The organism is Kitasatospora sp. NPDC002522, from assembly GCF_053595195.1.
Window position 1 is genome coordinate 76,599 of sequence record NZ_JBSFXE010000029.1, and the last position, 13,917, is coordinate 90,515.

General features: G+C 73.6%; 13 protein-coding genes. 4 read left to right on the forward strand and 9 right to left on the reverse strand.

The genetic code is table 11. The annotated features are described in order from the left end of the window. The first annotated feature begins 155 nt into the window (after positions 1-155). Positions 156-935 carry an HAD-IIA family hydrolase gene (locus ACWD4U_RS23685; protein ID WP_363459792.1) on the forward strand — a complete coding sequence of 260 codons (780 nt, stop codon included), beginning with the start codon at positions 156-158 and terminating at the stop codon, positions 933-935. A gap of 52 nt (positions 936-987) precedes the next feature. On the opposite strand, the gene ACWD4U_RS23690 is transcribed toward ACWD4U_RS23685, so the two are convergent. Next, positions 988-1,941: a LysR family transcriptional regulator gene (locus ACWD4U_RS23690; RefSeq protein WP_363459793.1), complete on the reverse strand. Its 954-nt coding sequence runs from the start codon at positions 1,939-1,941 to the stop codon at positions 988-990. A 181-nt stretch (positions 1,942-2,122) separates the two neighbouring features. On the opposite strand from ACWD4U_RS23690, the gene ACWD4U_RS23695 reads away from it, so the two are divergent. From ACWD4U_RS23695 to ACWD4U_RS23705, 3 genes are all read left to right on the forward strand, one after another. Continuing rightward, positions 2,123-2,605 (forward strand): nuclear transport factor 2 family protein, encoded by a 483-nt coding sequence (locus tag ACWD4U_RS23695; RefSeq protein WP_363459794.1) that lies wholly within the window; start codon positions 2,123-2,125, stop codon positions 2,603-2,605. A gap of 94 nt (positions 2,606-2,699) precedes the next feature. Then, positions 2,700-3,635, forward strand: coding sequence for a lytic polysaccharide monooxygenase auxiliary activity family 9 protein (locus ACWD4U_RS23700; RefSeq protein WP_363459795.1), 936 nt, complete (start codon positions 2,700-2,702; stop codon positions 3,633-3,635). A 110-nt stretch (positions 3,636-3,745) separates the two neighbouring features. Beyond that, entirely contained in the window at positions 3,746-4,816 is a 1,071-nt protein-coding gene (locus ACWD4U_RS23705; protein ID WP_363459796.1) for a Gfo/Idh/MocA family oxidoreductase, read from the forward strand. A 66-nt stretch (positions 4,817-4,882) separates the two neighbouring features. On the opposite strand, the gene ACWD4U_RS23710 is transcribed toward ACWD4U_RS23705, so the two are convergent. From ACWD4U_RS23710 to ACWD4U_RS23745, 8 genes are all read right to left on the reverse strand, one after another. Beyond that, the gene (locus ACWD4U_RS23710) at positions 4,883-7,636 is read right to left on the reverse strand and encodes a right-handed parallel beta-helix repeat-containing protein (protein WP_363459797.1); all 2,754 of its coding nucleotides are present in this window, start codon (positions 7,634-7,636) and stop codon (positions 4,883-4,885) included. Positions 7,637-7,733: 97 nt separating this feature from the next. Next, the gene (locus tag ACWD4U_RS23715) at positions 7,734-8,771 is read right to left on the reverse strand and encodes an adenosine deaminase (RefSeq protein WP_363459798.1); all 1,038 of its coding nucleotides are present in this window, start codon (positions 8,769-8,771) and stop codon (positions 7,734-7,736) included. A 76-nt stretch (positions 8,772-8,847) separates the two neighbouring features. Continuing rightward, on the reverse strand, positions 8,848-10,161 hold the full coding sequence (locus tag ACWD4U_RS23720) for a DUF445 domain-containing protein (RefSeq protein ID WP_449787289.1): 1,314 nt from the start codon (positions 10,159-10,161) through the stop codon (positions 8,848-8,850). A 109-nt stretch (positions 10,162-10,270) separates the two neighbouring features. After that, entirely contained in the window at positions 10,271-11,239 is a 969-nt protein-coding gene (locus ACWD4U_RS23725) for an ABC transporter ATP-binding protein (protein ID WP_449787290.1), read from the reverse strand. A gap of 30 nt (positions 11,240-11,269) precedes the next feature. Then, positions 11,270-12,097, reverse strand: coding sequence for an ABC transporter permease (locus ACWD4U_RS23730; RefSeq protein ID WP_363456118.1), 828 nt, complete (start codon positions 12,095-12,097; stop codon positions 11,270-11,272). Continuing rightward, positions 12,090-12,896: an ABC transporter permease gene (locus ACWD4U_RS23735; protein WP_363456120.1), complete on the reverse strand. Its 807-nt coding sequence runs from the start codon at positions 12,894-12,896 to the stop codon at positions 12,090-12,092. Before ACWD4U_RS23735 ends, ACWD4U_RS23730 begins: the two co-directional genes overlap by 8 nt. Before the next feature lie 171 nt (positions 12,897-13,067). Further along, positions 13,068-13,370 (reverse strand): GroES family chaperonin, encoded by a 303-nt coding sequence (locus ACWD4U_RS23740; RefSeq protein WP_363456325.1) that lies wholly within the window; start codon positions 13,368-13,370, stop codon positions 13,068-13,070. Between the two features lie 175 nt (positions 13,371-13,545). Beyond that, entirely contained in the window at positions 13,546-13,881 is a 336-nt protein-coding gene (locus tag ACWD4U_RS23745) for a DUF3618 domain-containing protein (RefSeq protein WP_449787291.1), read from the reverse strand. Positions 13,882-13,917 lie beyond the last annotated feature (36 nt).

The window sequence follows — 13,917 nt, forward strand, 5'->3', positions numbered from 1 at the left end:
CCCGTGACCGGCACAGGGTACCGGGGACGCCGCCGACCGGGCCGACTAGGCTGAGCCGCGTTGGGGCAGCCAGTGGCGCCCGACCGGCCAGCGGTGTCCGGTCGGAGCGATGCAACAGATCGTTCGACCGTCGCAAGACCGAGGAGACACCTACCGTGGCAGACCGCAAGCCCATCGAGACCTGGCTGACCGACATGGACGGAGTCCTCATCCACGAGGGCGTGCCGATCCCGGGGGCCGACGCCTTCATCAAGCGGCTGCGTGAGTCCGGAAAGCCCTTCCTGGTGCTCACCAACAACTCGATCTACACCCAGCGCGACCTGCACGCCCGGCTCTCCCGGATGGGCCTCGACGTCCCCGCCGAGCACATCTGGACCTCCGCGCTGGCCACCGCCAAGTTCCTCGCCGACCAGCGCCCGAACGGCACCGCCTACGTGATCGGCGAGGCCGGCCTGACCACCGCGCTGCACGACGTCGGCTACGTCCTCACCGACAGCGACCCGGACTTCGTGGTCCTCGGCGAGACCCGCACCTACTCCTTCGAGGCGATGACCAAGGCCGTCCGCCTGATCGACGCGGGCGCCCGCTTCATCGCCACCAACCCGGACGAGACCGGCCCGTCCGCCGAGGGCGCGCTGCCCGCCACCGGCGCGGTCGCCGCGCTGATCACCAAGGCCACCGGCGTGGAGCCGTACTTCGTCGGCAAGCCCAACCCGCTGATGATGCGGGCCGGCCTGAACGCGATCGGCGCGCACTCCGAGAACAGCGCGATGATCGGCGACCGGATGGACACCGACATCGTCTCCGGCATGGAGGCCGGCATGTCGACCTTCCTGGTCCTCACCGGCCTCACCCAGGCCGCCGACGTGGACCGCTTCCCCTACCGCCCGACCCGCGTGGTCGACTCCATCGCGGACCTGGTCGAACTGATCTGACGCCGCCTCGCACGGGTCCCCGGTCACCGGGGGCCCGTGCCGTTGCGTTTCCTCAGCCCAGTTCGCGGGCGTCGGTCTCCGGCAGCCAGTCGCGTCCGGGGCGGTACTCCAGCCAGCGACGCTCGCGCCCGCGGTCGGCGAAGGCACGCAGCAGCGCCGGGACCGCGGGGTGCGGGCGGTCGCGGTGCCAGACCAGCGACCAGGCGTACAGCGGGACCGGGTCGGCGAGCGGGCGGACCACCAGCCCGGGCGAGGCGGCGAGCGGCAGTTCGGCGGGCAGCAGGGTGCAGGCCTCCGGGGCGGCGCGGACCCGGTCCAGCAGGTGGGCCAGGCCCAGGTTGGCCTCGCCGGGCAGTACCGGCACGCCGAAGCGCTCGGCGAACCGGGCCAGGAAGTCCAGCCGGGCCGGGGCGGCGGGCAGCACCAGGCGCAGCGCGGCGAGGTCGGCGGGCCGCACCTGGGCCTGGCGGGCCAGCGGGTGCCCGGCGGGCAGCACCACGTCCACCGGCTCCAGCCGCACCAGGCGGTGCGCCAGCCGCGCGGGCGGGCCGGCCCCCTCCGCGGGCGGGTGGAAGCGCCCGAACCCGGCAGCGGCCTCACCCCGCTCCACCGCCTCGGCCACCCCCGCCAGGTCGCGTCCCGGCCCCACCTCGACCGGCAACCCGCCGTCCCCACCGAGGACTTCACGCACCGTCCGGAGCGGCTCGAACAGGTGCCCCCAGACGTCCAGCCGGGCCGGGCCCACCCCCTCCCGGGCCGCGGCCACCGCGGCCCGCCCGGCGGCCAGCGCCGCCCGCGCCGGCTCGAGGAACCGCCGCCCCGCCTCGGTGAGGCCCACCGCCGAACGCCCCCGATCGACCAGGCGGACGCCCAACTCCCGCTCCAGCGCGGCGATCCGCTTCGACACGCCCTGCTGACTGATCGCCAACTGCTCGGCGGCGCGCCGGAAGTGCAGCTGCTCCGCGACGGTGACGAAGGCGCGCAGCTGGGCGAGGTCGGGGTCCATCCCGCCATCCTCGCCGACAACCAGCGGTTGTCGTACGGCAGTTCCGGTTGTTGGACCGGCCACCGCCCGCCGCCGTCTACTGGTCGCACCGCCGACCCCCGTCACCGCCCGGCGCGAACGCCGCTCCACGGCCACGCCGTCCGCACCCTCCACCGACCCGATCCACCCCGAGGAGCACCCCATGAGCCCCGAACCGAGCACCGACCCGCGCACCGTGGTCACCGCGTACGTGGCCGCCGTCGCCCGCGGCGACCTGGCCGCGGTCCGCGCCGCCTTCACCGAGGACGCCACCTGGAGCTACCCCGGCGGCGACCTGCCCTTCAGCGGGGTCTGGCGCGGCCGAAAGGCGATCGTCGAGGACTTCCTCGGCGCGGCCGGCCCGCTGTTCGCCCCCGGCACGCCGGTGAAGGTCGCGCTGACCGGCACCCCGATCGCCGAGGGCGACCGGGTGGTCGCCGAGTGGACCTCCCGCGGCACCACCGCCCACGGACACCGCTACGACAACCGCTGCCTGGGCGTCTTCACCGTCCGCGACGGCCGGATCGCCGCCGTCCGCGAGTACACCGACACCCTGCACGCCGCGCGCACCCTCTTCGCCGAAGCAGAGGTAGAGGCCGACGCCGAAGCCGAGACCGAAGCCGGGGCCGCCTCAACGCACTCTTAAACCGTCCCTAAACAAGCCGACATCACGTCAATTCTGCCGCCCCGCAGGGCTAGCGTCCCGGACACGCCCTCCGCTCGACGCAAGGAGCCCGCCGATGGCCGCCCTCCGCCGCACCGCCGTCCTGCTGGCCGCCACCGCACTGTTCAGCGGCCTGGCCACCACCCCGGCAGCCGCGCACGGCTCGATGCAGAACCCGCTCAGCCGGGTCGAGGGCTGCTACCTGGAGGGCCCGGAGCAGCCGAGGTCGGCGGCCTGCCGGGCCGCGGTCGCGGCGGGCGGCACCCAGGGGCTGTACGACTGGATGGGCGTGCGGATCGGCGATGCGGACGGCCGGCACCGCGAGCGGATCCCGGACGGCAAGCTGTGCAGCGCCGGCGACCCCGAGTTCGCCGGGCTCGACCTGCCGCGCACCGACTGGCCCGCGACCAGCCTCCCCGCCGGCCGGCCGTTCACCTTCCGGTTCCGGGCCACCGCCCCGCACCGCGGCACCTTCCGGCTCTACCTCACCCGGCCCGGCTACGACCCGAGCCGCCCGCTGCGCTGGGCCGACCTCGCCGACACCCCGTTCCTCACCGTCACCGACCCGCAACTCGTCGACGGGCAGTACATCCTGCCGGGCACCGTCGCCGCCGGGCTGACCGGCCGTCAGCTGCTCTACGCGATCTGGCAGCGCTCGGACAGCCCCGAGGCCTTCTACTCCTGCTCCGACGTGGTCTTCGACGGCACCGGCGCCACCCCGAACACCGCGCCCGTCCCCAGCGCCCCCGCCCACACCCACGAGGCCGCGACCACGTCCGCGCCCGCCACCCCCGAACCGACCACCCCCGCGCCCGCCACCACCACCGCGCCCGCCACCGCGATCAGCACCACCGCGGCCGCCGCTCCCGCCGCCGCACAGCTCGCCCGGACCGGCGGCTCGGCCGGCACCACCGGCGTGCTGATCTCGCTCGGCTCGGTGCTGCTGCTCTCCGGCGCGGCGCTCGGCGTCCTGCACCGCCGGCGCCCACGGCACGCCCGCCGCGCCCGCTGACCCGCCCGCCGACCCGACGAAGCCGCCCCGCGCGGGCCGCCCCCAACAGCGGCCCGGACCATGCGGGTGGCTCCGCCGCTCCGGGGGAGCGGGATGGTTCAGTTAGGGGCATGAGCAGCACGCCCCACGCCCCGTTCCGCGTCGGACTGATCGGCTACGGCCTGGCCGGCTCCGCCTTCCACGCCCCGCTGATCGCCACCACTCCCGGACTGCAGCTGGACGCGGTGGTCACCGCCAACCCCGACCGCCGCGCCCAGCTGCACCGCGACCACCCGGGCGCCCGCGCCCTGGACACGCCCGAGCAGCTGTTCGAGGACGCCGACCGTTTCGACCTGGTGGTGATCGCCTCCCCGAACCGCACCCACGTCCCGCTCACCCGGACCTCGCTGCTGGCCGGCCTGTCCACCGTGGTCGACAAGCCGCTCGCCGCGACCAGCGCCGAGGCGCGCGACCTGTGCGAGTTCGCCGAGAAGTCCGGCCTGCTGCTGTCGGTCTTCCAGAACCGGCGCTGGGACGGCGACTTCCTGACCGCCCGCCGGCTGATCGAGGAGGGCCGGCTGGGCCGGGTGCACCGCTTCGAGTCCCGCTTCGAGCGGTTCCGCCCCAAGCCCAAGCCCGGCTGGCGCGAACTCGCCGATCCCGCCGAGGTCGGCGGCACCCTGTACGACCTCGGCAGCCACCTGGTCGACCAGGCGCTCGCGCTGTTCGGACCGGTGGAGACGGTGTACGCCGAGATCGACGTCCGCCGGGACGGCGCGGTGGTCGACGACGACGCCTTCCTCGCCCTCACCCACGCGGGCGGCGTCCGCTCGCAGCTGTGGACCAGCGCCCTCGCCCCGCTGGCCGGCCCCCGGCTGCGGGTGCTCGGCGACAGCGCAGGCTACGTCAAGTTCGGCATGGACCCGCAGGAGGCCGCGCTGCGCGCCGGCCGCCGCCCCGCCGCCGACGGCGCGTGGGGCGCCGACGACCCCGCCGCGTACGGGCTGCTCGGCACCGACGGCGACGCCGAACCGCTGGCCACCGACCCCGGCGACTACCCCGCCTACTACGCCGCCATCGCCCGCTCCCTCACCGACCGCACCCCGCCCCCGGTCGACCCCCGCGACGCCGTCGCCACCCTCACCGTCCTGGAGGCCGCCCGCGCCTCCGCCGCCACCGCCACCGTGGTCCGGCTGCCCTGACGACGCGAAGGGCCCCCGGAGCGGCGAACCGCCCCGGGGGCCCCGGCACTGCGCACTGACGGGGCGTCAGCCGTTCTGGTAGTAACCGAACATGTCGACGATCAGGTCGATGTCTCCGTCGCTCTCGTTGAAGAAGTCGACGATGCCGTTGCCCGGCGTGGCCTGCACCAGGTTCGGGACGGTGTCGCCGACCCGCCAGTTGAGCGTGGAGACGTTCGGCGGGGACGGCGGCGTCGCGTAGTGGCCCTTGTACGCGTCCAGGCTGTTCGGGTCCGGCGCGACGGTGAGGTGCCCGGAGTCACGGGTGTTGGTGACGGTGGTGTTGAAGACGAACGCCGGGATGTCGCCGCGCGTCGTCATCGGCGCGTAGATGTAGTAGCGGCCCTTCAGCGGCCCGCCCTTCCAGGTCGCCGGGTCGCGAGTGTCGAACAGCCGCTCCGGGTCGACCGGCAGGAACGCGGCGTGGGCGCCGGCGCCGTAGTAGCCGACCACGTCGACGATCACGTCGGCCCCGGCCCAGGCACCGTTGTACACCTTGATGTGGCCGTCGGGGCCGACCGGGACGATGACCGCGTTGGCCACGGTCTGCCCGGCGGTGAAGTTGACGTTCGAGGCGGTGGGCAGCTGCTGTCCGCTCGGATACACCGTCAGGTGGCCGTCGCTGTTCGGGTTGGTGACGGTGACGTTCAGTGCGACCGCGGTGATCCCGCCGTTCGGCAGGCCCGGGGCGGCGCCCGCGACGTTCACCCAGAGCGACCCGTACGCAGCGAGCTGGCCGCGCGCGGCACCGAGCCCGGAGCGGGTGTCGACCAGCCGGGTCGGCCCGACCGGGCTGTAGCCCGCGGCGTCGCTCTCGGTGAAGTAGCCGGTGACGTCGGCGATCAGGTCGGCCTTGCCCCACCCGCCGTTGAACAGGTCGACGTAGCCGTTCGCCCCGATCGGCACGATCACCAGGTTCGGCACGGTCTGCCCGGCCCGGTAGTTGACGTTCGAGGTGGTCGGCTGCTGGCCGCCGTCCGGGTAGGCGGTGACGTGGCCGTCCGCCGCCGGGTTGGTGACCGTCAGGTTGAGGACCGCGGCGGTCGCGTTCGCCGGGATGGTGCCGGTGCCGCCGACCTTGAGCTTGACCGTCCCGTACGGAGCGACCTGTCCCTTGGGCGCACCGGTGCCGTCACGGGTGTCGAGCAGCCGCTGCGGGCCGTACGCGGTGAACAGCGAGCCGAGCGTGGAGACCTTCACCGTGTTGGCGATGGTGTTCCCGACCTTGTCGTAGTCGGTCACGGTGATGGTGTAGTCGCCGAGCTTGTCGTAGATATGGGCCGGCGTCGCCTTCACCGGCTGGTTCCCGTAGAAGCTGAGATTGTCGGCCTTGCCATCGCCCCACTGGATCCAGATCTCCTGGGCCACGGGCTGAGTGGTCACGTCCACGGTCAGCGAGACGCCGTACGCGCTGGTGTTCTTCGCGGTCAGCGCCATCGCGAAGCCGGGGTTGTTGCTCTGGAACCTCACCGCGCCCCGGTCGGCCATCGGGCCGTGGCCGAAGTAGTCGGTGGCCAGCGCACCGGGCGCGGACTGGTTGGCGGTGCCGATCGCGGCGGCGCCGGTCTGCAAGGCGTAGCCGACGTCCCCGTCCCAGCCGCTGTTGACCGCCTGCGGGGCGACCGTCTCGACGGTGTCGTGAGCGCCCTGGGCCTGCGCGGCCCGGAAGGCGGCGACGGTCGGGTACGCGGTGCCGGCCCAGCGGTAGGGCCCGGCACCCGAGGCGTCCGCGGAGTAGAAGTCGTTGTAGTCGGTGGTGGTCGCCGAGGCGGACTCTGCGGAGACCGTCACGGTGCCCTGGCCCGAGTCGCAGGCCGCCACGCCGGCCGACTCGTTCAGCAGGTTGTTCTGGATGGACACGGCCGTCGAGGCGCCGTCCACGGCGATCCCCGCAAGGCACCCGCGCTGGACGGTGTTGCCGGTGATGGTCAGGCCCTGCACCCCGGTGGCGGCGATGCCAGCGGTCTGCTCGTAGCCCGAGTTGTTCCGGGCCGTGCTGAAGCCGGCGACCAGGTTGCCGGCCAGGGTCACGTCCTTCGCCCCGGCGGCCACGGAGATCGCCGCGTTACCGGCGAGCGGGTAGGAGATCGAGGTGTACGTCCTGGTCACGGCGACCGAACTGGACGCGCCGTCGATGGTCAGGGCGTTGGCACCGGACCCGTAGAGATGGGTGGAATCAACGGTGATCCGGCTGGAGCCCTGGACCACCAGGGCCGGAGCGTTGCCACCCATGAGCATCAGGCCACGGACCGTCACGTCGCTGACCCCGTCCAGGGTCAGGACCGGCTTACCCGCTGCCGCGTTGTACGACATCATCCGCGGGCGGTTGGTGCCTGCGGTGATGGTCAGGCCGGAGGTGTGGACGACCACCGCCTCCATGTCGTCCGGCGGGGTCGCCCCCTCGTCCTTCCCGTCGACCTGGATCGTGTCACCGGAGACGGCCGCGTCCACGCCACGCTGCACGGTGCAGAACGGCGCCGCCTGGGTGCCGGTCCCGGTGTCCGTGGTGCAGCCGTAGTGGGTGAGGACGTAGATCGTCCGGCCGGAGGACGGCACCGCGGCGGGCCGGGCCGCGACGGCCTGGCCCTGCACGCGGTAGGAGTTGCTCGCGGGGCTGGTGAAGGTCTTGGCGCCGGGCAGCTCCCACCCGTCCTGGGCGGGAGCCTGCGCGGCGTTGGGTACGGCGTTCGGAGCCGGGTCGGCGGCGTACGCCTGGCCCGGCAGAAAGGCGAAGCCGGCGGCGAGAGCCGCGGCGGTCGCAACGAGACGGCGGTGGAGCACCGACCCCCCAGGTCTTGAAGTCTGAAAATCGCCTTGATGGCGGCGTCAGACTACAAGAACCCGTACGAGCCCCAACAACCGGTTTCCGTCCTGGGGTTCAGCCCTGCCAGGCGGCCAGGTGGGCATCGATCTCGGCGGTCAGCCGACGCTTTCCGGACACGTCCAGGAAGGACGACTCGACGGCGTTGCGGGCCAGCGCGGCGACGCCCGCCGCGTCCAGGCCGAGCAGCTTCGCGGCGACCGCGTACTCGGTGTTCAGGTCGGTGCCGAACATCGGCGGGTCGTCGCTGTTGACGGTGACGACCAGTCCGGCGTCGACCATCTGACGGATCGGGTGCTCCTCGATCCGCTCGACCACCCGGGTGGCCAGGTTGGAGGTCGGGCAGACCTCCAACGGGATGCGGTGCTCGCCGAGGTAGTCGACCAGCGCCGGGTCCTTGACCGACTGGGTGCCGTGGCCGATCCGCTCCGCGCCGAGCACCCGGATCGCGTCCCACACCGTCTCCGGGCCGGTGGACTCGCCGGCGTGCGGCACGCTGTGCAGGCCGGCCGCCCGGGCCCGGTCGAAGTACGGCTTGAACTGCGGGCGCGGCACGCCGATCTCGGGGCCGCCGAGGCCGAACGAGACCAGGCCCTCCGGCGCCAGGTCGAGGGCGAGGCGGGCGGTCTCCTCCGCGGACGCCAGCCCGGCCTCGCCGGGGATGTCGAAGCACCAGCGCAGCACCACGCCGAAGTCCTTCTCGGCGGAGCGCCGGGCGTCCTCGATCGCCTCCATGAAGGCGACGTCCGGGATGCCGCGGCTGACCGAGGAGTACGGGGTGACGGTCAGTTCGGCGTAGCGGATGTTCTGCCGGGCCATGTCCTCGGCGACGCCGTAGGTCAGCGTCCGGACGTCCTCGGCGTCGCGGATCAGGTCCACCACGCTCAGGTAGACCTCGATGAAGTGCGCGAAGTCGGTGAAGGTGAAGTACTCCGCGAGCGCCTGCGGGTCCACCGGGACCTTGCTGCGCCCCTCGTGGCGGGCGGCGAGCTCCGCCACCACGCGCGGCGAGGCCGAGCCGACGTGGTGCACGTGCAGCTCCGCCTTCGGCATTCCCGCGATGAACGCCTCGATCCCCTGGACACCCTCGGCCACGGTGACGGCTCCCGTTCTTCTCACCCAGATCCGGACAGACCTCGCATGCTAACCCGCGGCGCGGACCGACTCCGCGTCACCCGCCCAGCGCCACGGCCACGGTGTGGATGACCAGCCCGGCGAGCGCGCCGACCACGGTGCCGTTGATCCGGATGAACTGGAGGTCGCGGCCGACGTTGGCCTCGATCTTGCGGGAGGCGTCGTCGGCGTCCCAGCCGGCCACGGTGTCGGAGATCAGCGAGGTGATCTCCTCCCGGTAGGTGGAGACCACGTACTCGGCGGCGTCCTGCAGCCAGCCGTCGGTCTTCGCCTGCAGTTTCGGGTCGGTGGCCAGCCGGCGGCCGAACGAGCGCAGGCCCTCGGTGATCCGCCGGCGCAGCTCGCTGTCCTCGTCCTCGGCGGCGTTCAGCACCAGGGTGCGCACGGCGGCCCAGGACGAGGCGATCAGCTCCTGCACCTCGGGGCGGGCCAGCAGGTCGGCCTTGGCGTGCTCGACCCGGGCGATGGTCTCGGGGTCGTGCTGGAGCTCCTCGGCGAAGTCGGCGAGGAAGTTGTCGATGGCGCCGCGGGCGGGGTGCACGGGGTCGTCGCGGACGTCGGTGACGAAGCGCAGCAGCTCCTTGTAGACCCGTTCGCCGACCTGCTGGTCGATGAACCTCGGCGTCCAGCCGGGGGTCTTGGCGGTGACCCGGGCGACCACCTCGGCGTGGTGCTCGACCAGCCAGTCGTGGGCCCGCACCGCGACCAGGTCCACCACGCCCTTGTGGCCGCCGTCGGCGACGATCCGGCCGAGCAGCCGGCCGGCCGGTTCGGCGACCGAGGTGGCGGCGGCCCGCCGGGTGATCGCCTCGGCGACCACCGCCTGCACGTCCTCGTCGCGCAGCACCGCGAGCAGGCCGCGCAGCGCGGCCGCCGCCTCGTGGGTGACCCGCTCGGCGCTGCCGGGGGTGGCCAGCCACTCGCCGAGCCGCCGGGCGATGCCGATCGCCCCGAGCCGGGTCCGCACCACGGGCGCGGACAGGAAGTTGTCGCCGACGAAGTCGCCGAGCGAGCGCCCGAAGGCGTCCTTCTTGGTCGGGATGATCGCGGTGTGCGGGATCGGCAGCCCGAACGGCCGGCGGAACAGCGCGGTGACGGCGAACCAGTCCGCCAGCGCGCCGACCATGCCCGCCTCGGCCGCCGCCGCCACGTACCCCGCCCAGGACCCGGCCCCCGCCGCGTCGGCCCAGGTGGCCAGCCCGAACACCACGGTGGCCAGCCCGAGCAGCCCCGTGGCGATGGTCTTCATCCGCCGCACCCCGCGCCGCTTCACCTCGTCCGCAGCGGTGAACCGGACCCCTGAACCCGTCTCCTGCACGCTCACCCCGCCAGCCTGGCACACGCCCCCCACCCCCGGCCCGCACCCCGGCGAATCACTCCCGCCCGAGGACCCGTCGGACGCGGCGCCCGGCCGGCGCCCACAGGTCCCGGGGTGCGGTCGGGCGGCCCGGGCGGGTGGCTCAGCCGGTGCGGGTGGTCTCGGCGCCGGCGTAGATGCGGGCGATGACGTCCTCGATCGCGGGTTCGCGCACCGACAGGTCGACCAGCGGGTACCGTTCGGCGACCGCGGCGACGATCGGTGCGGCGCTCTGCCGGGCCGGGAAGGCCAGCCACTGGCGCGGGCCCTCGACCCGGTCGACCCGGACGCCCGGCAGGTCGATCGGCGGGCGGGCCTCCGCGAGGTCGACCACCAGGGTGCGCTCGCTCTCCCCCGTGGCGTGCAGCAGCTCCAGCGGGCCGTCGAGCACCAGCCGCCCGTGGTCGATCACCATCACCCGGCCGCACAACTGCTCGATGTCGGTGAGGTCGTGGGTGGTGAGCAGCACCGTGGTGCGCTGCTCGCGGTTGACCTGGCGCAGGAACTCCCGGACCTTGGCCTTGCTGACCACGTCGAGCCCGATGGTCGGCTCGTCGAGGTAGAGCACGTTCGGGTCGTGCAGCAGCGCCGCGGCCAGGTCGCCGCGCATCCGCTGGCCGAGCGAGAGCTGCCGCACCGGGGTGTCCAACAGGTGCCCCAGGTCGAGCAGTTCGACGCACCGGTCGAGGTTGGCCCGGTACCGGGCGTCCGGCACCCGGTAGATCCGCCTGGCCAGTTCGTAGCTGTCGCGCAGTGGCAGGTCCCACCACAGGGTGGTGCGCTGCCCGAAGACCACGCCGATCCGCCGGGCCAGCGCGGCCCGCTTCGCCGCCGGGTCGACCCCGGCGACCCGCAGCCGACCGCCGCTGGGCACCAGGATGCCGGTGAGCATCTTCACCGTGGTGGACTTGCCCGCGCCGTTGGGCCCGATGTAGCCGACGCACTCGCCTTCCTCGACCCGGAAGCTGAGCCCGTCGACGGCCCGCACCTCGCGCTTCTCCCGCCGCCAGCGCCCGGCCCTGGCCCGCACCGTGAAGGTGCGCCGGACGTCCTCGACCTCGATCACCGCCATGGCAGTTCCCTTCTGACGATCCGTCACTTCTCAGCTTCCGGTGGAGCGGTAGGCGCGCAGCCCGGTCCGCCAGGCCAGGCCGGCGGCGAGCACGCAGACCAGCGCGGCCAGCGGCGAGGCGTACTGGAACGCCGCGGGCAGGCCGAGCGGGTCGGGGCGGCCCAGCACGTGCAGCGCGGGCAGCCAGTTGACGAAGGCCAACGGGATGCCGAACACGGTGCCGGCCACCAGTTCGCGGGTGAACACGGTCGGCGGGTACTGCAGCATCGTCGCCCCGCCGTAGGTGACGGAGTTCTGCAGTTCAGCGGCGTCGCCCCACCAGAACTGCACGGTGGAGCAGCCGACGATCACCGCCGAGAGGATCACCGAGCCGCACAGCAGCATCGCCGGCACCATCAGCACCCGGTCCCAGGTCCACCGGACGTCCAGCGCGGCGAGCGACCAGCCGAGTACCGCGAGGGCCTGCACCAGTCGGCCGATCCGGCGCAACGAGAAGCGCTCGGCCGCGAGTTGGGCCAGCGCGGGGGCGGGCCGGATCAGCACCGTGTCCAGCATCCCGGTGCGCACCCGCTCGCCGAGCGCACCGACCGAGCCGACCACGGTGTTGGCCACCCCGAGCGCGGTGCACGAGGTGCCGTACAGGAAGGCGGTCTCCGGCAGGCTCCAGCCCGCGAGTTGGCGGGTCTGGTGGAACATCAGCAGCAGGACGGCGAAGTCCAGGAAGGTGATCAGCGCGTTGGCCGCCAGCGTCAGCGCGAACGAGGTCCGGTAGGCGAGCGCGGCGCGGGCCCACATCGCGGCGATCAGCCACCACGAGCGGACCGCCCAACCGGCGCGCCCGGCGAAGGAGTCAGCCACCCTGCACCACCACCCGGCGCACCGCCAGCGCCTGTACCGCCCGTCCGAGCGCCAGCAGCGCGACCGCCCAGGCCAGTTGGAACCCGTACAGGCCGAGCAGGGCGACCCCCGTACGCCGCTCCTGCAGCACGTCGGCAGGCAGCTGCACCAGCGCGGCGAACGGCAGTACCCGCGCCAACTCGCCCAGCAGGCCGGGGAAGAGCGCGAGCGGCAGCAGCGTGCCGGAGAAGAACATCGCCGCCACCATCATCGCCGCCCGCACCCCCTCGGCGTCGTGCAGCCAGAAGCCGGTCAGCGACACCAGGAACCGCAGCCCGAAACTCACCACCACCGCCAGCAGCACCGACAGCAGGAACTCCGCCCACACCAGCGGCCGCTGCGGCAGCCGCAGGTCGAACAGCGCCGTCCCGGCGAGCAGCGGCACCGCCCCGCGGGTCACCAGTTGGAACCCGGCCCGCCCCAGGTCCGAGGCCAGCCACCAGCCCTGGAAGTCCACCGGCCGGTACAGGTCGATCGCGATGTCCCCGCTGCGGAACCGCGCCTGCACGTCGTCCTGGAACCCGCCGCCCCACACCGCCACCGTCACCAGCAGCCCCTGGCTGATCCAGATGTACGTCACCGCCTGCCCCGCGTCGTACCCGCCCAGGCCCGGTCTGGCCTGCCACAACGCGAGGAACGTGAACGTCAGGATCACCCCGAACACCGAGTTGGTGACCACCCCCGCCACCGTCGCCGCCCGATACGTCGAATACCGCCGAAACGCCCCCCGGGCCACCGCCCCGTACACCCCGCCGCCCATGCATTGTCTCCTTGTCGACAATCCTCAGGGCACACGCCGACAGCCCCGACCCCCAGCACCCCGGGGGGTACCGGGCCGAGGCCCTCGATCCGCATGCAGTTGTCCCCCCAAGGTATTCCCGCGCCCCGGGGCCCCGCACCCCCTTTTGCCGCGGACCCCGGACCGGTCCCGCTACAGGTACAGCCCGGTCGACCCCTCCAGGTCGCCGAACCGGCCCGCCGCCACCGCGTGCAGGTCGCGTTCGCGCAGCAGCACGTACGTCGCCCCGCGCACCTCGACCTCCAGCTTGTCCTCCGGGTCGTAGAGCACCCGGTCGCCGGGCTCCACGGAGCGGACGCTCTGCCCGACGGCGACCGCCTCCGCCCAGGTGCAGCGGCGGGAGAGTTCGGCGGTGGCGGGGATCAGGATGCCGCCGGTGGAGCGGCGCTCGCCCTCACCCGCCTCGGTCTTCACCAGGACCCGGTCGTGCAGCATCCGAATCGGAAGCTTCTCCCCGAGCCGGTCGTGCCGCCGCGCGCCCTCGTCGTTGGCGTCTGCCGTGCCCTGCTTCTCGTTCTCACTCACTCCTCGACCGTACCGGGCGCAGCCCCGTACACGACGAACGGGGCCCTGGGCGACACACCCGGACCCCGTGGCCGTCGCGCACGCCTCAGCGCCGGCGCCGCCGCGCGGAGGCGACCAGCAGCACCACGCCGACCCCGACCAGCGCGACCGGCACGATCCGCTCGGGCCGCGGCCGCCCCTTCTCGTCGACGAACCGCGACTTCACCTGCTCGACGGCCCCGCTCGCGGCGACGTACGCCTGCCCGGCCTTCTGCTCGACCGAGGCGAGCAGCCTGGCCTTGGTCTGGGCGGCGACGGTCGCCGGGTGGACGCGCATGGCGAGCTCGTCGAGGGTGCCCGCGAGCCGCTCCCTGGTGCCGGCGATGTCCGCCTCGATCTGGGCCGCCGTCCGCGCCGACGTGTCCCTGCTGCTCGCTGCCACTTGAGGCCACCCCATCTCTGTTACCGCCAGGTACTT